Source organism: Isobaculum melis (genome assembly GCF_900111355.1).
GTDB classification, from domain to species: Bacteria; Bacillota; Bacilli; order Lactobacillales; family Carnobacteriaceae; genus Isobaculum; species Isobaculum melis.
Map to the genome: position 1 here is coordinate 237,240 of NZ_FOHA01000001.1, position 24,515 is coordinate 261,754.

The window sequence follows — 24,515 nt, forward strand, 5'->3', positions numbered from 1 at the left end:
AGGAGGGAATTTTTTGCATAAAGCCCATAACTTTCCCCTTTTTTTATTCAAAAAATGATATGATAGACTTAGTTGAAAAAAGGATTGGAGTGGATAAAATGACAATTGATTGGCAAAAAGAAGCAGAAGCACGCAAAGAAGAAATGTTAGCAGACTTATTCTCACTACTAAAAATTGATAGTGTGCGCGATGATAGTCAGGCAACAGCAGATGCACCCGTTGGCCCTGGACCAAAAGCAGCTTTGTTAGCCTTTTTAGAAATGGCAAAACGTGATGGCTTTGAAACCAAAAATATTGATAACTTAGCAGGTCATGCCGTTTATGGTGAAGGTGCTGAAACAATGGGCGTTTTTGCACATGTAGATGTGGTTCCTGTAGGTAGTGGCTGGGATACCAATCCTTTTGAGCCAATAATTAAAGAAGGTAAGCTATATGCCCGTGGCTCAAGTGATGATAAAGGACCAGGGATTGCTGGTTACTATGCAATTAAAATGATTAAAGAACTAGGGCTTCCTATTTCAAAACAAGTGAAGTTTATTGTTGGAACAGATGAAGAAAGTGGTTGGAAATGTATGGACCGCTATTTAGAGGTTGAACCTAAACCTGATTTTGGTTTTTCTCCTGATGCTGAATTCCCAATTATCAATGGAGAAAAAGGGATTTTAACGGTTCATTTAAGTTTTAATGGTAGCAATGCTGGTGGAACAAATGAACTGGTCAGCTTTGAAGCAGGCTTACGTGAAAATATGGTGCCACAAGATGCAACTGCGGTCATTACAGCAGTGGATGTAGCACAAATTGAACAAGATTTTGCTGCCTTTATTGAAAAAAATCCGATTACAGGTACTGTAACAGCTAATGGCAACCAAGTGACGATTGAAGTCATTGGTAAAGCAGCTCATGCAATGGAACCAACTGGTGGGATTAATGCTGGAACCTATCTAGCAACTTTCTTAACACAATATGATTTCGGAAGTGATGCAAAAGCTTATCTTGAAGTAACTGCGAACGATTTACATGAGGATTCTCGTGCTAAAAACCTTGGCATTGCTTATACAGATGAAAAAATGGGCGATTTAACCATGAACCCAGGAATTTTCAATTTTTCATCAGACAAAGGTGGCACTATTGCACTGAATTTCCGTTTCCCACAAGGGGTAACAGCAGATGGCCTTGAAGCTGATATCAGCAAAAAATTAGCAGCTTATGGTGTGACTTTAACAAGAGGTAAATATCAAACACCGCATTATGTTCCTGCAAATGATCCATTAGTGAAAACTTTGCTAGATGTGTATGAAAAGCATACAGGACAAAAGGGTGCTGAAAAGACAATTGGTGGCGGCACATATGGTCGTTTATTAGAGCGTGGTGTAGCTTATGGGGCATTATTCCCAGATCGTCAAGATACCATGCATCAAGCCAATGAATTTATGTGGGTGGAAGATATTGTGAAATCAGCTGCAATTTATGCAGATGCAATTTATCAGCTGATTAAATAAGTACTTGTTTTAAAGCTAAAAATTAAAGATTCGTGTGTTATTTTTACAAAAAAGTAAAAATAGCACACTTTTTTTAGAAAAAAGAGGATGCAATGAATCATTACGAATGAGCTAGAAAGGATGATAAAAATGCAAAGTACTCATATGAAAGAAATCGGTTTTACAATAGGGGAAAAAGAAAATGAGAGGCGTAGAGCGATATTACCAGAGGACATCCTAAAGGTCAGATATAAAGAAGCTTTATATTTTGAAGAACATTATGGAGAAATTCTGAATATTCCAGATGAAGCTTACCGTGCGCTGGGGTGTCATATTGTTTCCCGAGAAATAGTTTTAACAAAGGATATTATTTGTGAACCAAAAATTGGGGATGCCAGTTATCTTCATCAATTAACCGAAAAGCAAACAATTTTTGGCTGGATTCATGCAGGGGAAAATAAACAAAGAAATCAATTGTTACTTGATCATAAAGTGACAGCTTATGAATGGGCGAATATGATGAAGGATAATCGTCATTGTTTTTGGAAAAATAACTACTTAGCAGGTGAAGCAGCCATTCTTCACGCGTATCAATGTATTGGTAGCCTGCCTAGCAGAGCAAAGGTTGCGGTAATTGGACGTGGCAATTCAGCACAAGGCGCCATTGCGATGTTAACAAAACTAGGTGCAGAAGTGATTGTTTATAATCGCAAACAAGAAGCGCTATTGCGTAAAGAATTACCAGTCTATGATGCGTTGGTCAATGCTATTTTATGGGATAATCAGCGAAAAGATCATATCATTTATGAAACAGATTTAGCAAAAATGAAAAAAGGTGCGTTGATTATTGATATTAGTTGTGATGAAAATGGTGGTATTGAAACGTCTATTCCCACAACCATTGAAGCACCTACTTATGTTGTGAAGGACATTGTACACTATGTTGTTGATCATACACCGAGTATTCTCTATCAAGAAGCAACCCGTTCGATTTCACAAGAAATTTGTAAATACTTAGATGATTTGATTGAAAGCAAAAGAAATCATGTATTAGAACAAGCCTTGATCACACAAGCTGGCCGACAAGTCAATGCTGTTTGAGTGAAAAATAAGTCTATTAGCAGCGTTCTTGCTAGTGGCTTATTTCTTTTATCAGAATGTGCTATGATAAAAGAAGGTTTATTTAGCATAAATTTGATGGAAAGTTGACAAAAAAATCGTTAGCACTTATAGTAACAGTACTAAGTGGTCATTACCACTTAGGAGGAAGGAGGCTTACACTTGATTAATAAGTTTAGTAAAATCCCGCTATATTCTCAATTAGTAGACATTTTAATTAAGAAAATTGAAACAGAAATGCAACCAAATGATAAGATGCCATCAGAAAGAGATATTTGCCAAATCTATAGTGTGAGTCGCACAACTGTTAGATTGGCGATGTCTGAGTTAGAAACAGCTGGTTACATTTACAAACGCCATGGAAAAGGAACTTTTGTCTCTTCACTTAATAAGGATAAGCAAAACTTAATGGACAACTATAGCTTTACAGACCAGATGCGTCAAAATGGAAAAGTGCCTCAAACAAAGGTTTTAGCATTTGAAATTATTGAAAGCAACCACTTTGTAGCAGGTCAAATGGGCTTAGAAGTTCCTGAAAAAGTCATCCGTTTTGTACGATTAAGACTGGCAGATAATGTCCCTATGATGGTAGAAACAACCTATATTCCTTATGGTGATTTTTCTGGTTTAACAGAAGAAGAGCTCAGCCATAAACCGCTTTATGATATATTTAAAGAACGCTATGGTGAGTTTGTTGAAGTAGCTGAAGAGCAGTTTTCAGCAGGATTGGTCAAAGAAAAAGAAGCAGATCTTTTAGGGATTGATAAAGGGGATGCTTGTTTAAATCTAAAAAGATTAAGCTATGACCAATTTAATCGTGTGATAGAGTTCACTTTAAGTGTGGCGCGAAGTGATCAATTTATCTATAAAGTCAGACATTTAAGACAATAAGATGTGGTCTATTGACCACATCCTAGTTTTGAAAGGAGAGGGAAATATGATAGGAATGGTATTAAGCGGACATGGCAATTTTGCAACAGGTGTTTATAGCTCTGTTCAATTAATTGCAGGTGCCCAAGAACAATTTGAAGCGATCGATTTTACAGAAGATTTAAGCTCAGAGGAATTAACTAAAAAGATTCAGGCAGCGGTTGCTAAGGTTGATACTGGAAGTGGTGTACTGATTGTAACGGATATTGCTGGTGGCACACCTTTTAATGTATCTTCTAAGTTAACTGCAGAAGTAGCAAATCTAGCAGTTGTTGCAGGAACAAATGTCGCCATGCTATTAGAAATTCTATTTATGCGAAACCAAGCTTTAGAAACTTTTTCTGATCAAGCAATAACAGCTGGTATTAATGGTATTAAAAAATTTAGTCTGAAGAAAATAGTAATAGATACAGCTGAAGAAGGCATTTAACAAAAACTTTTCGTTTGACAAGTAAGCGTTTACAGTATATGCTTATGATGCATAAAGGAACGAAACAAAAAATAACTGATACCTCAGTATATTTTTTTAGACTTAAAAGTGGTAATGACCACATTACCATACAGAGACATGGAGGGTTCAAAATGTTTAAAAAAACAAATCAAGAATTAGCTGCAATTGGCGCAAATATTACAGTTAGAGAAATAGAGCAGCAACCAGAGTTATGGCTAGAAACCTTAGCGATTGTGAAAGAGCATGAAACAACCATCCAAGCTTTTTTACAAGGAATTAAAGAGAAGCATGGACAGGCAAAAGTTATTTTTACAGGAGCGGGTACATCAGCTTATGTTGGAAATACAGCGCTTCCTTATCTATTGCCATTACCATCAATGAAAGCATTTACCGTGATGAGTGTGGCAACAACGGATATCGTTTCTAATCCCTATGAATTTTTAGAAGCAGATATTCCAACCTTACTTGTTTCATTTGCAAGAAGTGGTAATAGTCCAGAAAGCTTGGCAGCTGTGAATTTAGGAAAAGAAATTGTGAAAGATTTTTACCAGTTAAATATTACTTGTGCGGCAGAAGGTCAATTAGCTAAACAGAGTAAAGGTTTAGAAAATGCTTATTTATTACTCATGCCTGAGCGTTCTAATGATGCAGGCTTTGCGATGACAGGAAGCTTTAGCTGTATGCTACTTGCAACTTTACAAATTTTTGATGGCTTATCTTATGAAACACATCAAGCTATCATCAAGGAAATTAGTAAAATGGGGCAACAAATGATAGTAGATGAAGCAGAAATTGATAAAATTATGGCTTTAGATTTTGAGCGCATTATCTATTTAGGTTCCGGTTCATTAGCTGGCTTAACTCGTGAAGCACAATTGAAAGTATTAGAGTTAACAGCTGGCCAAATTACGACCCTATTTGATTCATCAATGGGCTTCAGACATGGACCTAAATCATTCACACAGGATCAAACGTTAGTCTTTACCTTTGTATCAAATGATGTCTATACGCAAAAATATGATGTGGATATTTTAGAAGAAGTTAAAGCTGATGGCATTGCACCATTAGTTATGGGAATCTTCGCTTTAGAAGAAGGAGCAGCTCTTCCTTTTGATGGTGACCATTACCGCTTTAATAAAGGGAAAATTGAAATTCCAGATGTTTATCTAGCCCTTCCTTACTTGATGTTTGCACAAATTTTAGCTGTTAAAGCATCTATCAAGGTTGGCAATAAACCAGATACACCATCACCAACAGGAACAGTAAACCGCGTGGTTAAAGGGGTAACAATCCACTCTTATGGGAAATAAAAAATATCTAGCTTCACAGGCTAGCACTACGCTTTGCTTCGATCTCAACAATTCCTAAGAGCTAAAGCTCTAAGGATTGAAGGTCTTCGGAAAAAAGATAAAATCTGTCTGTGACAAAAAGCGTCACATTCATATTTTCCTATTTTTCTGTCAGAGCTGATGAGCCTGTTCAGCTTTTAATGTTATCTAGCTTCACAGGCTAGCTCTAGGCTTTGCTTCGATCTCAATAATTCCTATGGAGTAAGGTTCAGAGTCGAACAAGTTCGATCTGTATCATGTTTTTAAGATGTGATTAATGTTCAGAGTTGAACTGTGTTCAATCTGTATCATGTCTCTAAGGATTAAAAATCCTAAGAGGCATGACAAGAGGCATGACAAGAAGCATGACAAATGAGCCTGTTCAGCTTTTAAATTTAAAGGAGGCAGAGGAAATGAGTACACCAAATATTTTAGCAACAAGAATTGATAACCGATTAGTTCATGGTCAAGTAGGGGTTACTTGGACCAATACCCTTGGCGCCAATCTAGTCGTTGTAGCAAATGATGAGGTCGCAACAGATCCTGTTCAACAAAGTTTAATGGATATGGTTTTACCTGATGCGGTTCAAATTCGCTTCTTTACAATTGAAAAAACAGTGGCGATTATTGGGAAAGCTGCACCTCATCAAAAAATCTTATTAGTAGTTAAAACACCGCAAGATGCCCTTCGTTTAGTAGAAGGTGGCGTACCCATTAAGGAAGTGAATGTTGGTAACTTACACTTTTCAGAAGGAAAAAAACAGTTAGCACCAACATTATCAGTAGACCAAGATGATATTGATACCTTTTATAAATTGCATGATTTAGGTATTAAATTAGATGTTCGCGGTATTCCAAGTGATCGAAGCAAGGACATGATGGAATATATTAAATAGTTGTAAGGGGTAGTAGGAAAAAATTTTGATTATGTTTGATTTGTATCATGTCTCTCAGGATTTTTAATCCTGAGAGACATGATAACAACAAAGGAGGAGAAAGTATGTTAGTTCAAGCAATACTCATTGGTCTTTGGGCAGGAATTGCGGGGGTGGATTTATTTAATGGGTTAACCCATATTCACCGTCCACTTGTTACAGGGGCAGTCGTTGGATTGATTTTAGGAGATTTCCAAACAGGTTTAATTGCAGGTGCAACATTGGAATTGGTTTGGGCAGGGATGGTACCACTTGCTGGTGCACAACCGCCAAACGTTGTTATTGGAGGAATTATCGGAACGGCCTTTGCTATTTTATCTAAACAAGATGCAAGCGTTGCAGTTGGGGTTGCTGTACCTTTTGCTGTAGCTGTTCAAGCTTGTATTACATTTATCTTTACTGCTTTTTCACCAGTTATGCATAAAATGGATGCCTATGCTGCAAAAGCAGATACAAAAGGTATTGATCGTTTAAGCTATTATGAACCAATGTTTTTATTCGTTTTCTACTTTATTATCTCATTCTTACCAATCTTCTTAGGCGCAGACAAGGCACAAGGCTTAGTAGAAATGTTACCTACTTGGTTAATTGGTGGTCTAAGTGTAGCTGGAGGTATTATGCCAGCAGTTGGTTTCGCAATGTTGATGAAAATTATGTTTAAAGTTTCTTATGCAGCCTTTTTCGTTATCGGGTTTGTTGCCAGCGCTTATGGTGGGATGGATATTTTAGCTGTTGCCTTAATTGGTGGCGCGATTGCAGCTTATGATTACTACTCAGGTAAAGGTGATGGAGAAGATAGTGGCGGGAAAAAAGCCATTGTTACACAAGATGTTGTAGAGGAGGATTATAGTAATGGAATCTAATCAAATCAGTGAATATCAAGACCCTAGTGTAGAAAAGGTCTTAACAAAAAAAGATTTAAATAAAATGGTTTGGCGCTCATTATTACTCCAAAGTTCTTTCAACTATGAGCGTATGCAAGGTGGGGGTTGGACTTATGGTCTAATTCCTGGACTGAAAAAAATTCATAAAAATGATCATGATTTATCAATGGCCTTAAATGACCATTTACAATTCTTTAATACGCATCCATTTTTAGTAACTTTTATTCAAGGAATTACTTTAGCGATGGAAGAAAATAAAGAATCTCGTGATACGATTCGTGGGATTAAAGTTGCCACCATGGGACCTCTTGGTGGGATTGGGGATGCCTTATTCTGGTTAACCTTACTGCCAATCACAGCAGGTATTGGCGCAGCCTTAGCATCACAAGGCAATATTGCAGGACCCATTTTATTCCTAGTAGCCTTTAACATCGTTCATTTTGGCTTAAGATTTGGTTTAATGCATTATGGCTATAACACTGGAACCAATGCAATTGTGACCTTAAAAGAAAATACGAAAAAAATCTCTCGTGCAGCATCAATCGTCGGTTTAACCGTTATTGGCGCATTAGTTGCTTCATATATCAACTTCACATTAACACTAAATGTCAAAGCTGGCGATATTACGTTTAATTTACAAGAAGGCGTATTAGACGCGATTATGCCTAAATTGTTGCCATTACTCTACACATTCTTCTGTTTCTGGATGTTGAAAAAAGGCAAATCACCGCTCTTACTCATTTTAATTACTGTATTAGTAGGTGTCCTAGGTCGTTTAGTTGGCGTGGTTTAATTAAAAATAAAAAAGGGCAAATCTGTGCCCTTTTTTATTTGTTTTGATAAGATACTACTATCATAAAGGAGGCAAAGAACATGAAAACATATCTTCATGGTCAAAAATTTTTCCTAGCAAATGAAGTCAAAGAAGCAGGTTATTTAGACATTACAGATGGTCAATTTGGTGCCTATCAAGTAGAGAAACCAACTGAAGGAGAGATAATCGAATACGGTGAGCAATGGATTGCGCCAGGCTTAGTAGATACCCATATTCATGGCTTAGTCAATCATGATGTGATGGATGGCGATTTTGAAGGGTTAAATGAAATTTCAAAAGGATTGCTAGCCTGTGGTGTCACGAGTTTCTTACCAACAACTTTGACAGCTTCAACAGAAGAGTTAAATCAAGTGGTAGAAATGATTGGAGCGAATCAAACCAAAGTAGAAGGTGCAAAAATTGCTGGTATCTATTTAGAAGGACCATTCTTTACAGAAAAGCATAAAGGGGCACAAAATACGGCTTATTTCTCTGATCCTGAAATTCAAACGTTAGAAAATTGGCAAAAATTATCAAATGGATTGATTAAAAAAATTGCTTTAGCACCGGAGCGCGCAGGTGTTCCTGCCTTTGTAAAAAAAGCAACGGAAGCTGGAATTGTTGTGGCATTAGGTCATAGTGATGCTACTTATGATCAAGCCAAAGCAGCTGTAGATGCAGGGGCTAGTGTCTTTGTGCATACTTATAATGGTATGAGCCCACTAAATCATCGTGAGCCTGGTATGGTTGGGGCTGCAATGTCGTTACCTGCTGTCTTTGCGGAATTAATTTGTGATGGGCATCATGTCCATCCTGTAGCTGCAGAAATTTTAATGGATGTACGTGGTAGAGATCATACGGCTTTAATTACTGATTGTATGCGTGCAGGAAGTATGCCAGATGGCGATTATACACTAGGTGAATTTCCTGTGATTGTGAAAGATGGTATGGCTAAACTTCATAGTGGGAGCTTAGCTGGTAGTGTTTTAAAATTAAAAGAAGCGATTAAAAATGTAGTGGATTGGGGCATTGCAACACCTGCAGAAGCGATTCAAATGGCTACCTCAGTTCCAGCACTAAGTTGTAAAATTGCAGATAGCTGTGGGGAAATTAGCCCAGGTCGTGCTGCTGATTTTATTGTATTAAATTCAGATATGACCCTACAAGCAACTTTTTTAGATGGAAAATGTCGATTTGAAAAATAATGGCTCATTTTGAATCAAGCTATTGTATTGCTAAAGCCCAATACAATAGCTTTTTTCTGATATAGAAAATAAAAGTGTGAATATATTACACATTTTGAAAAAATAGCCAACAATGATGTTATACTAACGGTACATCTTAGAAAACGATTTGTTTCACGGTTATACATAGCGATCAGACATCATGAAACAAAAATCTAGCGTAATCACATCATAGAAGGTTTGGCTCTAGACTCACCCATCGTATTGAACATCATTGAGCCAAACCTACATCTGGATACCGCAAGTTGATAATAGCGTAAAGCTATTTTTTTTTGCTTTTTTTAATCATGTCCCTTTCTGACAAAAAAGTCATGTGGAGGGGGCTTTTTTTGTATATAATAAATGAGAGGTGAACAAGATGAAAATATTACTGGTAGAAGATGACCAGGCGATTATAGCAGGATTAGAATATTCCTTAACACAGGAAGGTTATGAGCTAGTTATTTGTCCAAATAAACAAAAAGCATTACAAGCTTTAACTGAAACCACATTTGATTTATTATTACTCGATGTGACACTGCCAGATGGTACAGGCTATGAAATTTGCCAAGAGATTAAAAAGAAGCAAGATACGCCTGTTATTTTTTTAACAGCTTGTGATGATGAAGTTAATGTGGTGATGGGCTTGGATATGGGGGCAGATGATTATATTACTAAACCCTTTAGAATTCGTGAGTTATTAAGCAGAATCAAATCTGTTTTACGTCGTTATATGAAAGAAGAGCAACAGGATGGGGTGCATGTTATTGGTGATCTTGAAATTCAAACCAAACAAGCAAGAGTGCTTAAAGCAGGCCTTGAAATTCCTTTAACAGCATTGGAATATCGCTTATTATTAGTTTTTTCCAATCATTTAAATCAAATATTAACACGTGATCAATTGTTAGAGGGGATTTGGGATGTAGGCGGAAATTTTGTGAATGATAATACGCTGACGGTTTATATTAAACGCTTAAGAGAGAAATTGGATACGCCAGGTGAAGCGCCTTATATTCAAACGGTAAGAGGGATTGGCTACCGAATGGAGGAAAAAAATGCTCAAAAATAAAGAAGTAAAACGTTGGTTGCTGATGAGTCTAGTGGTAGTTGGAATCAGTACCTACTTGATTTATTCAATCAGTCCCCAAGCAGCACTGTATACTTTTTGTGCAGAAGGGGTGCTCATTGGCTTATATTATATGGAAACAAAGCAACGTTATCGCAAAATCAATCAACTCAGTTTACATTTAATGGATATGTTTGCTGGAAAATCAGCTTTAGATATTAGTGACAATCAAGAGGGAGAATTAAGTCTACTTAAAAATGATATTTATAAAATCACGCTGATGTTAAGAGAAAAAACGGAGTTATTACAAAAGGATAAAATTTATTTAGCAGATACCTTATCTGATATTTCCCATCAATTAAAGACGCCTTTAACCGCGATGTTTATGATGACTGATTTACTGTCAGATCCTCAGCTACCAGTAGCCAAAAGAGTAGAGTTTATTGAGCATATTAGACAACAGCTAGAAAGAATTGAATGGTTAGTTGGTTCATTATTAAAAATGTCGAAAATTGATGCAAAAGCAGTTGTCTTTAAAAAAGAACCGATTCTAATGAAAGACTTAATTGAGCAAGCCTTAAACCCATTGTTGGTGCCAATTGATATGAAGGAAGTTGCGATTCAGTTTACAGGAGATGACACAATTTTTTGGCATGGAGACAAGCATTGGACTGTTGAAGCCTTAGTGAATGTGCTTAAGAATGCGATTGAACATGTCTCACAAAAGGGACATGTGAGCATTCAATGTACTAAAAATCCGCTACATATTGAGCTGATTATAGCAGATGATGGAGAGGGCATTCCAGCAAATGATATCCCACATTTGTTTGAAAGGTTTTATCGTGGAGAAAATGCAAAGCCTGATAGTGTAGGGATTGGTTTAGCGATGTCTAAAAGTATTCTACAGCATCAACAGGCAACCATTGAAGTCACAAGTGAAATTGGAAAAGGAACAACTTTTCTCATTAAATTTTATCTCCCTCATGTAAGTGACTAAATTGTTAGCAAAAGGTCATTTAAAAGTCATTTCCATTTAATAAAATAAGGACAAGCAGTACAAGGAGGGAAAGTGAATGAAAATTTTAGAGGTTAAGAATTTAACCAAGATATATGGCAAAGGAGATACTCAAGTTTGTGCTCTTGATAATGTCTCTTTTTCTGTTGATAAGGGTGAATTTGTTGCAATTGTAGGACCTTCTGGATCTGGGAAATCAACTTTACTTCATCTTTTAGGTGGTGTAGATCAACCAAGTAGCGGTAAAGTCTGGATAGACAATACAGATATTTATGATTTAAACGAAAGCCAACTAGCTATTTTTAGACGCAGACAAATTGGTCTGATTTATCAATTTTATAATTTAATTCCTATTTTAAATGTAGAAGAAAATATGACTTTGCCTTTATTATTAGATGGTAAAAAAATCCATCAAAAGCATGTGACGGATATGCTTCATGCTTTAGGACTTGAGACAAAACCAACCAGTCTTCCTAATCAATTATCTGGTGGACAGCAACAGCGTGTTTCTATTGGGAGAGCTTTAATGAGTCAACCAGCAATTGTCTTAGCAGATGAACCAACCGGTAATTTAGACCGTCAGAATAGTGAAGAAATTTTGACACTGTTGAAAATGTTTAATGAAAATCATAACCAAACATTATTGATGATTACCCATGATGAGCACCTGGCGTTACAAGCAGATCGAGTGATTACAATTGAAGATGGTCGGATTATGAAGGATGAGAGGATTCGCTGATGAATATTGTAAATAAGCTGACAGTTAAGCATCTGAAAAAAAATAAAAGAAGAACTCTTATTACAATGATTGGTGTCATTATTTCGGTTGCGATGACTACAGCAACTATCACATTAGCTATTTCAATGGTGGAGATGTTTCAAAAAAATACACGGAATTATACAGGGGATTGGCAAGTTGCGTATCAGCAGGTTCCTGTTAAAAATATCCCAATCATTGAGCAAGATCATAACACCGCTCATTTGATTATTGAAAATGAGCTTGGCTTTGCAAAATTAGTGAATCAAAAAGAGCAGGTCCGTCCTTATCTGTATCTTACAGCAGTCAATCAAGAAAGTTTTAACGATTTACCCTTTACCTTGACCTCAGGGGAATTACCACAAACGCCACAAGAAATGGTTGTTTCAGACCAACTAAAAGGAGTGGCAATTGGCGATCAACTGACGCTTGCAATGGGAAAAAGAGTTTCAATAGCAGATGAGAATAATGGAGAAGAATTAGCGAATGATCTATATGAACCTTATCAAGAAAAAGAAGAAACCTTTATTCAAGATGAAGTTAAAACTTATACAATAACTGGCTTTATTAATACTGAGCGCATTTCCCAGTCGTCTGCTGCTGATATGGCTTATTCAGTCATTGGCCCGTTGACTGAAAATAAACAGGTAAATGTTAAAGTTGAATTAAAAAAAATTAACCGTTCGCTGTATCAAGATAGCCGACTACTGAGTGAAGCGATTGATAGTAGTGAGGTAACCTATAATCAAGAATTACTAAGGTTTTATGGTGTCACAGATAATAAGGAAGTACAGGTGACATTGCTAACCTTAATGGTTATTGTTGGTTTGATTATTTTAATTGGTTCAGTTGTACTGATTTATAATGCCTTTATGATTTCTTTAGGTGAAAGAAGCCGACATTTGGGCATGTTGGCTAGTATTGGCGCTACCAAACGGCAGAAACGTAATTCGGTTTTCTTTGAAGGACTAATTGTTGGGAGTATCGCAATCCCTATTGGATTAATGATGGGAATTGTTGGAATTGCTCTTTCTTTACAGGTAGTGAGTCCCTTGATAAAAAATATATTTGATAGTACAGAAGATATCCATGTTGTCCTCTCGCCACTAGCTTTAATAGGCGTTGTGATTTTTTCAAGTTTGATTATTTTACTGTCTACTTGGATGCCAGCGCTGAAAGCATCGAGAATTTCACCAATTGATGGGATTCGTCAAACAAAATACTTACCTGTTAAAAACAAGTCTGTTCGAACTTCTAAATGGGTTAGAAAAGTATTTGGTTTTGAAGCAGAACTAGGATTAAAGAATATCAAAAGAAATCGACAGCGTTATTTAGCCACACTATTTTCGATGATCCTGAGCATTGTGTTATTTTTAAGTACAGTCACCTTTACACATGTTTTATCTAGCTCCTTTGATATGTCTTATGAGAATACAAAGGCAGATATAGCAGTCATGTTTTTTAATGATCAAACGACGACAGATACTATTGAACCAGATATAAAGAGCTATGAACAGATTGATCGAATAGACAAAGTTACACAAGTTGATTCTTATGTTGTCACAACAAAGTTAACAAAAGAAGCATTAAATCCTAAAATAAGTACGCATTATTCAGATGGTAATGGATCCTATCAGGTTGGCGTAAATCTAATGAGTGTTGATGATCAAACAATGGAAGAAATTTATCAAGCAGCTCATATCGATCAAGCAGCTTTTGAAAGTCAAGAAATGGGTGGTATTCTTTTTAATCGTGTTTCATACCATCATGAGGCAAGCTATGAAGTGTTAAATATTTCAAATTTAAAAGCAGAGGATGAAGTCTTGCTTTATTCATATGATCAGGGCGCAGAGCAAGAAAAAGTCAGTGATAGCATAACATTAAGTCAAGTTTCAGATTATCAACTCCCTTTTATGTCTTATATCCAAGAATTTCCTGAATTAACCATTGTTGTTTCAAAACCAACAATGGAAAAAATAAGAAAGAAACAAGAAGCAGAAGGAATGTATGCTGGCTTTTCTAATATCTATATTCAAACGGAAGATGCATCTTTTGTAGAAGAAAAAATAAACGACATCATGTTAGATTATCCAGATGCTAATGGTCATGTTTATAATATTAAAGCATCAAAACAAAAAGAAGAAGCCATTCATTTCTTAATCGCCTTTTTCATTTACAGCTTTATTGGACTGATGACTTTAATTGGGCTTGTGAGTGTTTTTAATACTTTAACAACAAACATTCAGTTACGTAAACAAGAATTTGCGATGCTAAAATCTGTAGGCTTAACGCCACAAGGTTTTAATAAAATGATTCGTTTTGAAAGTCTTTTTTATGGCTTGAAAGCCTTACTTTATGGTTTGCCCATCAGCTTTTTAATCATGTATCTACTTTATCAGGTCATGATGCCTCAATTTAATGGTGGTTTTTATATTCCATGGGGAAGTATTGCTGGTGTGATCCTAACCGTTTTTGTATTAACTTCAGGTCTGATGTATTATTCCACTAAAAAAATGAAGATGGCTTCAATTGTTGAAGCGATGAAAAATGAAATGCTTTAGTGGTAGATAAAAAAGAGCTTGAATATGAGTTTTAATCTCATGTTCAGGCTCTTTTGATTAGTCTTTTTTATCTGTTCGAATTAAGGCATCGCAAGGTGTTTCAATATGGCTCATAAATTCTTCACCATAATAAGAACGGACAACACCAGTTGCTTCCATAAAACGAGGTTTGTTGCCAAATAATTGTTCAATAGGCATCGCGCTTTTAACAATTAAACTTTCTTCAGCTTGCCATTTATCTTCTAATTCTTCAACAATTTTTTTTCCTGCTTCAGTAATTTCAATATAATTAACACGTTTATCATGTGTATCTTTTTCAAAATGAATGAAGCCAGCAAGCTCTAGCTTACGTGAATAGTTAACTGCAGTTGAGACATGCATCATACCGTAAATAGATAGATCTGTTAGCTTCATTTTGCCATGAAGATAAGCAGATAGTAAAATATGGTGTTCATTGATGGTTAATCCTGCACTTTCTACCCAAGTGCTCCAATCCTTCTCCACCATTTTCCATAACGCTTTGCTGATTTGATATGTACGATGACGAAAACGCACATTTTCTGCATAACTATTTTGTTCTAGTTCATTCATTTTTCAACCATTCCTTCCCCATCAATCAATATTATTATCCCCTTAAGTTATGTAGATATTGTATCAGAAAAGAATAAAAAAAGAAAGTCCTTTGAGAACTTATTTAAAATCTTTTTTGAAAGGTAATGTTAAGTCAAGTAGAATAAGAATTTCGTTTGAATAATACCAGGTGCTATTGTTTGAATAGATTTTATCTTTTTATAATAATGAACAAGTAATCGTTTTTTGTATATAATAATTTTGAACTTATAAAAATTTCGTAAGAAAAACAGCATTTCCTTTTTTTAATTCAGTAAGTCATATATAATAGAGTAGATGAATTAAAATAGATATTTTATGATAGAAGGAGATAGATAAATGAGTTCAAATGAATCAAGTCAAGACTCAAAAATAGATTATGGGATTATTTTATCTCTGATTATGTTATGCATCGTTAGTTTGACCTCGATTTATGCTGCTGCACCTAGTAACAAATTGAGGCTTACCTTGATGCAATTAGCTTTTTATATCGTTGGGGCGATAGCCATTATAGTGATTATGCAATTCGATTCAGAGCAGCTTTGGAAAATTGCACCCTATGCCTATTTATTGGGGATTATTTTGCTAATATTGGTGTTAATTTTTTATGATCGTGCGACCTATGCTGCAAGTGGTGGGAAGAGCTGGTTTAGATTTGGCTCTGTTAGTTTTCAGCCCTCGGAGGTCATGAAATCGGCGTTAATATTGATGCTAGCAAGGGTTATTACAAAGCATAATAGTCAGAATCGTATGCGCAATGTGAAAAGTGATTTTATTTTACTAGCTAAAATGGCAGGTGTGATGTTTGTGCCAATGCTTTTGATTCAATTACAAGGCGACTTAGGAACGGTCTTGGTATTCTTGGCAATTGCGATTGGGATGGTTTTGATGTCTGGGATTACTTGGAAAATTTTAGTGCCAGCTTTTGGTTCTGTTGCAGGTGTGCTTGGAACAGCCTTTTACTTTGTGTTATATAATAGGAACTTTTTAATCAAGCTTGGCTTTAAGAATTATCAATTTGACCGGATTGATTCTTGGTTAAGACCGTATTCTGATACCAGTTCAAAAGGCTATCAATTGGTTCAAAGTATGAAAGCAATTGGTTCTGGAAAAATATCTGGTAAGCATTATATGGTCAGCGAAGTGCATGTACCTGAACGCCATACCGATTTTATTTTTTCGTCAATTGGTGAAAGCTTTGGTTTTATTGGTGGCTGTGTTGTTTTATTCTTATTTTTCTTATTAATTTATCAATTAATTCGTGTGTGTTTCGATAGTAAAAATGAGTTTTATGCGTATATTTGTACAGGTGTGATTATGATGGTTTTATTCCATGTGTTGGAAAATGTTGGGATGACAATTGGTTTGCTACCTATTACAGGAATTCCATTACCATTTGTCAGCTATGGAGGTTCCTCGCTATTGGGGAATATGATCGCTATTGGGATGGTCATGTCCATGCGGTATCACCATAAGAGTTATATGTTTTCTGAGCAAGAGCGTGATTTTAAAAGGAAATAACTTGCAATCTTTTTCCTTTTCTTGCACAATAAATGAAAGATAATGGAAAGAAAAGAGGCAAAGAAAATGATTAAATTTTATTGGTATCCAAAGTGTTCAACCTGTAAAAAAGCGAAGGCTTGGATGGATGAGCATCAGATAAAATATGAAGTGATTGATATGATCCAAACGCCACCAACAGCGAAAGAATTAGCACAATGGATGGAAAAATATCCAGCATTACCAATTCGTCGTTTCTTTAATACAAGTGGTATTCGTTACCGTGAGCAGGGCTTAAAAGATAAAGTTCAAGATATGACGATTCAGGCAGCAAGTGAGTTGCTGGCAACAGATGGGATGTTAATCAAACGACCTATTTTAACTGATGGAAAAAGCTTAACTTTAGGTTTTAAAGAAGCTGAATTTGAAAAAACATGGCAAGCATAAAATAATGGGGGTTAAATCATGATATTTCCTGAAAATTGTAAATTTAGTCGCACACATCGTTGGGTTGAAAAAGTAGGAGAAAGCTATACTGTTGGTTTTACACCTTTTTTACAGGAAGAGCTAGGAGACATTACCTTTATTGATTTACCTGAAGTCGGTGAAACCGTTGTAGCAGATGATTCTTTTATGAGTGTGGAAGCAGCAAAAGCTGTAACAGAGCTTTCTTTACCAATCAGTGGTAAAATTGAAGCGGTCCATGAAGCCTTATCTGACGCACCAGAATTATTAAATGAAGCAGATGTGAAAAAAACATGGCTTGTGACATTAACAGATGTTCCTAAAAAAGAATATTTAGCTTTAATGGATGCAGCAGAATATGAAGCATTTTTAGCTGCAGAGTAAGCATAGCAAGTGATGAATCTCGTTGAGGTTCATCACTTTTTTTATGAGTAGCAAGCTGTTTTGGGAAGCTAAAAGAATAAAAATAGTGATTGACAGTATAAAAAATCAATGATAAATTGTAGGTGTAGAGTAAACGTTTACTCAGATAAGCGGATGTGCATCAGGGGGAGCAGAGATGAATCAAAGAAAAGTATCAATTAAGGAGATTGCTGAACTAAGTGGTGTTTCAGTTGCCACTGTTTCAAGAGTGATTAATAATAATGGGCGCTTCTCTGAAGAAACCAGAAAAAAAGTGTTACAAGTGATTAAGGATACACATTATGAAACGAATAATATTGCGAAAAGCTTGCGTATGAAAAAATCAAATACGATTGGCATTCTTGTTCCAGATATTAGCAATTCGTTTTTTGCAAATGTTGTTCAAGAAATTGAAAGCATTTTATTTAAAAAAGGCTATTCAACCATTATTTGTAATACAGATCGCAATGAAGAAAAAGAAGAAGCTTATCTTCGCATGTTAGAGGGTAAAATGATTGATGGTTTAATTGTCATTTCCGGTGTAAAAGAATTTGGTTCGACAGCCATCAATAAAAAAACACCTTTGATTTGTATTGATAGAAAGCCAAAAGATACTAAATCAACGATTTTGATTGAATCTGATCATTATCAAGGTGGTTTCTTAGCCACTGAGGAGTTAATTTCTAAAGGCTGTCATAATATTGCCATTATTATCCACCGAGATTTTTTATCTTCTTCTAAAGAAAGACTATTGGGGTATCAAAATGCTTTAAAAAAATATCAGATTCCTTTCAAAGAAGAAAATGTCATTCATGTAACGGTTGAAGAGAAGATGTCAAGAACGGAAGCTGCAAAAGCTGCCTTGTTACAGAAAATTTCTGAAGGGTATCAGTTTGATGGTGTCTTTGCTTTAAATGACCGTCTGGCAATAGGTGCAATTCATGCGATATTGGACTTAGGAAAGAAAGTTCCTGAGGACATTAAGGTGGTTGGATTTGATAATGATCCAATTTCAAAATATTGTTATCCTTGTTTAACAACCATTAGACAAGATAATATGTTGATTGCAGAGCAGGCTTGTGAGAATTTACTCGCTTTAATTGATGGAACAAGAAAAGACATGAAAAAACATCAAGTCATTCCGGTTACATTAGTGAGTCGTGCATCAACTTAAGAAAAGCAATGCTTTTCTTTACTCTTTGAGTAAACGATTACTCAAATTTGAGTAGATGTATGTTGAATAAAAAGGTTTTATAATCAATGTAATTATTTTTTTACCATTTGAGTAAACGATTACTCAATAAAAGGGTAAAAGTTAATTAAATAAATAGCTTGGAGGATGGAATATGGAAAGACTGATTTGTCCATCAATGATGTGTGCGGATTTTAGTTCATTAAAAGAGGAGGTGAAAGCGTTAGACGAAGCAGGTACAGACATTTTTCACATTGATTTTATGGATGGTGTATATGTCCCAAATTTTGGAATGGGTTTGCAGGACTTTGAGTTTATCAGAAAAGCAACAAACAAATTAGTAGATGTTCACTTAATGATCCAAAATCCAGCAGAATATGTAGAAAAATTTGCAGATATGGGTGCTGATATTATTTATTTTCATCCAGAAACAGATCTTCATCCTGCAAGAACCTTAGATAAAATCAGAAGCAAAGGGAAAAAAGCAGGGATTGCCATTAATCCAGGAACTGCGATTGAAACGATTAGTGAGCTGTTACCGTTAGTGGATTATATCATGGTCATGACTGTGAATCCTGGGTTTGCAGGACAACCGTATTTAGCCTATGTAGAGCCTAAGATTGAAAAATTGGTTCAGTTACAAAAAGATTATCATTATGAAGTGATGGTTGATGGAGCGATTTCTCCAGCAGTCATTGAACGACTAAGCAAAATTGGTGTTAAAGGATTTGTTTTAGGAACATCGGCATTATTTGGGAAAGAAAAGAGTTATCAAGAAATTATACCTGAATTAAAAGGAGCGCTTTAAGATGAAATTAGCGATTGGCAGTGATCATGTAGGAATTGAGTTAAAACCAATAATTATTGATTATATCCAAGAATTAGGACACACAGTTGAAGATTTTGGCCCTTTTTCATCAGATAGAACGGATTATCCAAAATATGGAAAAAAAGTAGCCGAAGAGGTTGCCAGTGGAAACTTTGATGCAGGTATTTTGATTTGTGGCACAGGTGTCGGCATTTCTATTTCTGCAAATAAAGTTAAAGGAATTCGTGCAGTTGTTTGTAGTGAGCCTTATTCTGCAAAGCTTTCTAAGGAACATAACAATACCAATATTTTAGCTTTTGGCTCAAGAGTAATTGGGAGTGAACTTGCTAAGATGATTGTGAAGGAATGGTTAGACGCAACTTTTGAAGGTGGTCGCCATGGTACTAGAGTTGAAATGATTAGCGATATCGAAACAAATTGTTAAAAAAATGAATGATACTGAAATGAAATTGCGTATAATAAGTATAAGAGCGTTTCATTTTCAGTACCAATAGCGTATTCATTCATTTCAGTCATTCAACTTGCATTTTATGTTAGCGCTTTATTTATGTTAGAACACAAATAAAAACTTAAAAATAAGGAGAAAAATGATGAAGGATAAATTATTTGGTGTATTACAAAGAGTGGGACGTTCGTTTATGTTACCAATCGCTTTACTTCCTGTAGCAGGTTTAATGTTGGGGATTGGCGCATCTTTTACCAATCAAACAACGATTGAAACTTATGGCTTACAAGGTGTTTTAGGTGATGGTAGTATTTTACATGCTTTATTAACGGTTATGAAGAGTGCAGGGGATATTGTCTTTGCAAACTTACCGATTTTATTTGCAATTGGTGTTGCAGTAGGGATGGCGAAAAAGGAAAAAGAAGTAGCCGGAATTGCTGGAGCAGTGGCATTCTTTGTGATGCATGCAACCATTAATGCATTACTAAATTTAAATGGTTTATTAGAGCCAGGCGCATTACCTGATGGTGCTGTTGGTTCAGCTGTAGGGATTGAAACCTTACAAATGGGTGTTTTTGGTGGGGTAATTGTTGGGCTAGGTGTTTCAGCACTTCATAATAAATTTTATAAAATTGAATTACCAACCGTTCTGTCTTTCTTTGGAGGAACTAGATTTGTACCCATTATTTCAGCTTTAACTTATGTGGGTGTAGGGATTATTTTATTCTTTGTTTGGCCTGCTATTCAAGATGGCATTATGATGGTTGGAAACTTAGTCAATAGTACTGGGTACTTTGGCACATTTATTTATGGTGTAACCGAACGCGCGTTGATTCCATTTGGTTTGCATCATGTGTTCTATATGCCATTCTGGCAAACGGCTGTTGGAGGCACTGCTTTAATTGATGGTCAAACAATTGTCGGCGCACAGAATATCTTTTTTGCAGAGTTGGCAAGTCCAAATACAACACACTTCTCAGTGGAAGCGACACGCTTTATGGCAGGGAAATTCCCATTCTACTTATTTGGAATTCCAGGTGCAGCGTTAGCGTTGTATCATACTGCAAAACCAAGCAACAAAAAATTAGTTTCAGGGTTATTGATTTCTGCTACATTAACTGCTGTTTTAACAGGGATTACAGAACCAATTGAGTTCTCATTCCTATTTGCTGCACCATTACTTTATGTGATTCATTGTATTTTTGCTGGTCTATCATTTATGTTCTGTCATATTTTCAATGTTGGTGTGGGACAAACGTTCTCAGGTAGCTTAATTGACTTTGTTCTGTTTGGTGTAATGCAAGGTAATGATAAAACAAGTTGGGTTAATGCGATCTTAATTGGGATTCCAATGTTCCCAATTTACTACTTTACATTTAAAACATTAATTTTGAAATTTAACTATAAAACGCCGGGTAGAGAAGATGCAACTGAAGAAACTAAACTTTATACAAGAAAAGACGTAGAGGCTGTTAAAAATGAAAAAGCTGATACTTCAAATGTTTCAGCGTTAATCGTTGAAGGTTTAGGTGGTAAAGATAATATTGAGGATGTTGACTGTTGTGCAACGAGATTGCGTATTACCGTTAAAGATAGTGAAGCTGTTGTAGAGGCACATTTAACACAAAGTGGCGCTAAAGGGATTATTCGAAAAGGAAATGGTGTACAAGTGATCTATGGTCCACAAGTAACCATTGTTAAATCTAATTTAGAGGATTATTTATCTCATCATTAAGAAAGGATGATACAACATGAATGTATTGGTAGAAAAAAACAATTTCCCATTATTATTAAAACGAGGGATTGCTTATGCAATTGATTTGGCTATTTTTGGAAGTAGTCTGTTCATTTATCGTTTAGCAGCAGGTGTCTTTTATAGTGATCCTGCTACTTATAGTCAAGGACATTTAATGGGAATATCAGCAGTTTTAATGATATTTTTCTTGTTTTCATATATCCCAGTGAAAACGCAAGGTCAAACGATTGGCAAAGCTGTTGTAGGAATTAAAGCAACAAATGTGGATCAAAGTCCAATGGGGTATTTTAAGACCTTTGTACGGGAATTTGGCTTTAAAGTAACCTTTATTGTCTTCTTTCTACCTTTTACAGTTGTGTATCAGCTTCTTTCAATTGTTCGAACGAAAACTTTTGTCTTTCAAGGTGCACATGATTTATTGCTGCAAACAAAGGTGGAAGAGAAATAGTCCTACGATAGAGAAATATATAGTGAGCCATGAAGTAACATTCTTAGATGTTACTTCATGGCTTTTTTATGTTTCATATAAGGAATGTTTTTTCAGCATTAGCTGAAACAGAGAGGGTGGGTCTTTTTTTATTTGTTCATTTCATGTTTAGAGTAGAGGTTAGGAATTGTTTTTCAAAAAAATATTGAACTACTTATAGTATTCGTATATAATAAAAAGTAGGTTGTGTTGCTTTTTTTGCTTAGGAGTAAACTTTTTTTCAGGAGTAAATATTCATTTTTAGCAATAAGATAATAGCCATCTATTTAATTTTAATGAAATCGTATGAGATTTATGATAAACAAATTTTATGGAAAATGTGAAGGAGTTATAATGAAAAAAAAGAAGAAAAGTAAGCTGAAATTAAAAAGAAGAAATCGCGTATTGTTACTGGTGCTAATCAGTCATTTGGTTCTTACGCCAATCATGACATTGGTATCCTTTTTTATCTTAGGTGGTGTACATATTTCTGCTGCGGCATTAGATTATGAAATTTTATCTAATATGAAAAGTTCAAATAACAGTGGGACAACAATTGAAGATAGCTGGTCAGCTGATGGTTCTTCGCAAAAGGTTGATTTTAATCTATCAGGTGATCCATTGAATGGCACACCAATTATAACAGGTAAAACGAAGTCTGCTGTTTTAGCGATTCCACCTGAATTAACCAATCAAGTATTGCCAGATGAACCAGCACAAATTAAGACAAATGCTAGTTTGCAAGTTGTTGATGTTGCATTATTGGAAGAGACGATACTGGCGTCTGATCAATTAATACAACTCATCTCGAGTATTGCTGCAGGTAGTTTAGGTTCTCTAACCTATATTCAATTTGATGCAATTGAAATCCAACAAAAAATAGACCAATTAAATCATGACCTATTATTTAATCAACTCATATTTAGTACGATGCCGATACTTTCCGCTGATGGTTCATTTATTCAAGTAGACCTTCATGAGAGCTTAAATAGTGTTATGAGGGAACGACTTGATGCTATTCTACTAGATATAGCTGAGTGCACGGAAAGATTACATGCAAAAGGCACAAACATGCTAGGAAACATAGTAGCAAAAAACATCAATACAGTGCTTGATCCCGCTAAAACACAGCTAATAACAGCCATTACTGCTGCACGCACTTTACTGCAAACGAACACAGGAGGTGCTGAAGAAATTGCGCGCTTTTCTGTTTTAGGTGCGACAGAGGTTACGATACCAACAATTGTTACTGCGCCTCAACATTTAGCACAGAATCTAGCAGCTAATTTTGTTGGCACTGTTATTCAAGTAGATGTGATTGATATTGAAGCAATCCGTCAGGGACAGGGCATTTCAACCATTTACTATCAAGGGGATGCACCTAAAATGGGTTCGTTTACGTTCTCTTATCGAGATGAGCAAGGTCTTGAGATTGCACCGAGCGAAACGGTAGAGCTAGTTGTAGGTGAACCTTATCATTTTACTCCTAAAGAGATTGATGGTTATACAGTAAAAGAAATACCAACTAATGCAACTGGAATTGTGACAGAAGAAGAACAGAAAATTACTTTTATTTATGAAAAAAATCCTGTCAAAGCAGCTGATGTAACCGTTCGCTATCAGGATACTGATGGTAATGAAATTAGTGATGTGATTACTTTGAAGGGCTTCCTTGGCAATGATTATGTAGCAGAACAAAAAGAAGTGTCAGGCTATACATTCAAAGAAGTGATAGGTCATCAAACTGGACCATTTACTGAGTTAGCACAAGAAATTATTTTTGTTTATGAAAAGAATCCTATCAAAGCAGCTGATGTAACCGTTCGCTATCAGGATACTGATGGTAATGAAATCAATGATGTCATTACATTAACCGGTCTCCTTGGCAGTAATTATGTAGCAGAACAAAAAGAAGTGTTAGGCTATACATTCAAAGAAGTGATAGGTCATCAAACTGGACCATTTACTGAGTTAGCACAAGAAATTATTTTTGTTTATGAAAAAAATCCTGTTAAAGCAGATGTTGAAACGGTTCACTATCAAGATACTGCTAGTAAGGACATTAGTGATACGATGACGTTAACGGGTTCCCTTGGCAGCGATTATGTAGCAGAACAAAATGAAAGCCAGCCTAAAGGAGAACAACCAGTATTACCTTATACAGGCGAGCAGGCCGAGCTACCAATTTGGGTAACGCTTGTGATGTTATGTCTAGGAAGTACGCTTTTGATTAGCAAAAAATTTCCCAAAAAATCTTAATGATTGAGGGGATAAAGCCATAAAAATAGAC

At 35.7% G+C, this 24,515-nt stretch carries 23 protein-coding genes; 22 read left to right on the forward strand and 1 reads right to left on the reverse strand.

Going from position 1 to position 24,515, the window contains the following annotated elements:
• Nucleotides 1–98: 98 nt before the first annotated feature.
• The 13 genes from pepV (at nt 99) to BMW29_RS01250 (ending at nt 14,561) form a co-directional block, all read left to right on the forward strand.
• Nucleotides 99–1,499 (forward strand): dipeptidase PepV, encoded by a 1,401-nt coding sequence (gene pepV, locus BMW29_RS01190; protein ID WP_092649424.1) that lies wholly within the window; start codon nt 99–101, stop codon nt 1,497–1,499.
• Between the two features lie 129 nt (nt 1,500–1,628).
• Nucleotides 1,629–2,579 (forward strand): N(5)-(carboxyethyl)ornithine synthase, encoded by a 951-nt coding sequence (locus tag BMW29_RS01195; protein ID WP_092649427.1) that lies wholly within the window; start codon nt 1,629–1,631, stop codon nt 2,577–2,579.
• A 180-nt stretch (nt 2,580–2,759) separates the two neighbouring features.
• Nucleotides 2,760–3,488, forward strand: coding sequence for a GntR family transcriptional regulator (locus BMW29_RS01200; protein WP_092649429.1), 729 nt, complete (start codon nt 2,760–2,762; stop codon nt 3,486–3,488).
• 46 nt (nt 3,489–3,534) lie between these two features.
• Nucleotides 3,535–3,957, forward strand: a complete 423-nt coding sequence (gene agaF / locus BMW29_RS01205) for a PTS galactosamine/N-acetylgalactosamine transporter subunit IIA (RefSeq protein WP_177165630.1) — start codon at nt 3,535–3,537, stop codon at nt 3,955–3,957.
• Between the two features lie 152 nt (nt 3,958–4,109).
• Nucleotides 4,110–5,288: an AgaS family sugar isomerase gene (locus BMW29_RS01210; protein ID WP_092649433.1), complete on the forward strand. Its 1,179-nt coding sequence runs from the start codon at nt 4,110–4,112 to the stop codon at nt 5,286–5,288.
• 431 nt (nt 5,289–5,719) lie between these two features.
• Nucleotides 5,720–6,202, forward strand: coding sequence for a PTS N-acetylgalactosamine transporter subunit IIB (gene agaV / locus BMW29_RS01215; protein WP_092649693.1), 483 nt, complete (start codon nt 5,720–5,722; stop codon nt 6,200–6,202).
• Between the two features lie 104 nt (nt 6,203–6,306).
• A complete protein-coding gene (gene agaW, locus BMW29_RS01220; protein WP_092649435.1) occupies nt 6,307–7,104 on the forward strand; it encodes a PTS N-acetylgalactosamine transporter subunit IIC in 798 nt (265 codons plus the stop codon).
• Nucleotides 7,094–7,918, forward strand: a complete 825-nt coding sequence (locus tag BMW29_RS01225) for a PTS system mannose/fructose/sorbose family transporter subunit IID (RefSeq protein ID WP_092649437.1) — start codon at nt 7,094–7,096, stop codon at nt 7,916–7,918. The genes agaW and BMW29_RS01225 overlap by 11 nt, the downstream gene beginning before the upstream one ends.
• Nucleotides 7,919–7,998: 80 nt before the next feature.
• Nucleotides 7,999–9,144, forward strand: a complete 1,146-nt coding sequence (nagA, locus tag BMW29_RS01230; protein ID WP_092649439.1) for an N-acetylglucosamine-6-phosphate deacetylase — start codon at nt 7,999–8,001, stop codon at nt 9,142–9,144.
• Between the two features lie 397 nt (nt 9,145–9,541).
• Nucleotides 9,542–10,231: a response regulator transcription factor gene (locus BMW29_RS01235; RefSeq protein WP_092649441.1), complete on the forward strand. Its 690-nt coding sequence runs from the start codon at nt 9,542–9,544 to the stop codon at nt 10,229–10,231.
• Complete coding sequence (locus BMW29_RS01240; protein ID WP_092649443.1) at nt 10,218–11,225, forward strand: sensor histidine kinase; 1,008 nt, start codon at nt 10,218–10,220, stop codon at nt 11,223–11,225. The genes BMW29_RS01235 and BMW29_RS01240 overlap by 14 nt, the downstream gene beginning before the upstream one ends.
• A gap of 76 nt (nt 11,226–11,301) precedes the next feature.
• The gene (locus BMW29_RS01245; protein ID WP_092649445.1) at nt 11,302–11,982 is read left to right on the forward strand and encodes an ABC transporter ATP-binding protein; all 681 of its coding nucleotides are present in this window, start codon (nt 11,302–11,304) and stop codon (nt 11,980–11,982) included.
• Nucleotides 11,982–14,561 carry an ABC transporter permease gene (locus tag BMW29_RS01250; RefSeq protein ID WP_092649447.1) on the forward strand — a complete coding sequence of 860 codons (2,580 nt, stop codon included), beginning with the start codon at nt 11,982–11,984 and terminating at the stop codon, nt 14,559–14,561. The genes BMW29_RS01245 and BMW29_RS01250 overlap by 1 nt, the downstream gene beginning before the upstream one ends.
• Before the next feature lie 57 nt (nt 14,562–14,618).
• Here the strand turns inward: BMW29_RS01250 and BMW29_RS01255 are convergent, their stop codons facing one another.
• On the reverse strand, nt 14,619–15,152 hold the full coding sequence (locus tag BMW29_RS01255) for an HTH-type transcriptional regulator Hpr (protein ID WP_092649449.1): 534 nt from the start codon (nt 15,150–15,152) through the stop codon (nt 14,619–14,621).
• Between the two features lie 357 nt (nt 15,153–15,509).
• Between BMW29_RS01255 and BMW29_RS01260 the strand changes: the two genes are divergently transcribed.
• The 9 genes from BMW29_RS01260 (at nt 15,510) to BMW29_RS01300 (ending at nt 24,484) form a co-directional block, all read left to right on the forward strand.
• The gene (locus tag BMW29_RS01260) at nt 15,510–16,691 is read left to right on the forward strand and encodes an FtsW/RodA/SpoVE family cell cycle protein (RefSeq protein WP_092649451.1); all 1,182 of its coding nucleotides are present in this window, start codon (nt 15,510–15,512) and stop codon (nt 16,689–16,691) included.
• 66 nt (nt 16,692–16,757) lie between these two features.
• Entirely contained in the window at nt 16,758–17,117 is a 360-nt protein-coding gene (locus BMW29_RS01265) for an arsenate reductase family protein (protein ID WP_092649453.1), read from the forward strand.
• Nucleotides 17,118–17,135: 18 nt separating this feature from the next.
• Nucleotides 17,136–17,519, forward strand: coding sequence for a glycine cleavage system protein GcvH (gene gcvH / locus BMW29_RS01270; RefSeq protein ID WP_092649455.1), 384 nt, complete (start codon nt 17,136–17,138; stop codon nt 17,517–17,519).
• A 175-nt stretch (nt 17,520–17,694) separates the two neighbouring features.
• Entirely contained in the window at nt 17,695–18,711 is a 1,017-nt protein-coding gene (locus BMW29_RS01275) for a LacI family DNA-binding transcriptional regulator (RefSeq protein ID WP_092649457.1), read from the forward strand.
• Between the two features lie 172 nt (nt 18,712–18,883).
• On the forward strand, nt 18,884–19,537 hold the full coding sequence (gene rpe, locus BMW29_RS01280; protein ID WP_092649459.1) for a ribulose-phosphate 3-epimerase: 654 nt from the start codon (nt 18,884–18,886) through the stop codon (nt 19,535–19,537).
• A 1-nt stretch (nt 19,538) separates the two neighbouring features.
• Complete coding sequence (rpiB, locus tag BMW29_RS01285) at nt 19,539–19,982, forward strand: ribose 5-phosphate isomerase B (RefSeq protein ID WP_092649461.1); 444 nt, start codon at nt 19,539–19,541, stop codon at nt 19,980–19,982.
• 166 nt (nt 19,983–20,148) lie between these two features.
• Complete coding sequence (locus BMW29_RS01290) at nt 20,149–21,738, forward strand: PTS transporter subunit EIIC (RefSeq protein ID WP_092649463.1); 1,590 nt, start codon at nt 20,149–20,151, stop codon at nt 21,736–21,738.
• Nucleotides 21,739–21,754: 16 nt separating this feature from the next.
• On the forward strand, nt 21,755–22,207 hold the full coding sequence (locus BMW29_RS01295) for an RDD family protein (RefSeq protein ID WP_092649465.1): 453 nt from the start codon (nt 21,755–21,757) through the stop codon (nt 22,205–22,207).
• Between the two features lie 372 nt (nt 22,208–22,579).
• Nucleotides 22,580–24,484, forward strand: coding sequence for a MucBP domain-containing protein (locus BMW29_RS01300; RefSeq protein ID WP_177165631.1), 1,905 nt, complete (start codon nt 22,580–22,582; stop codon nt 24,482–24,484).
• Nucleotides 24,485–24,515: the final 31 nt, after the last annotated feature.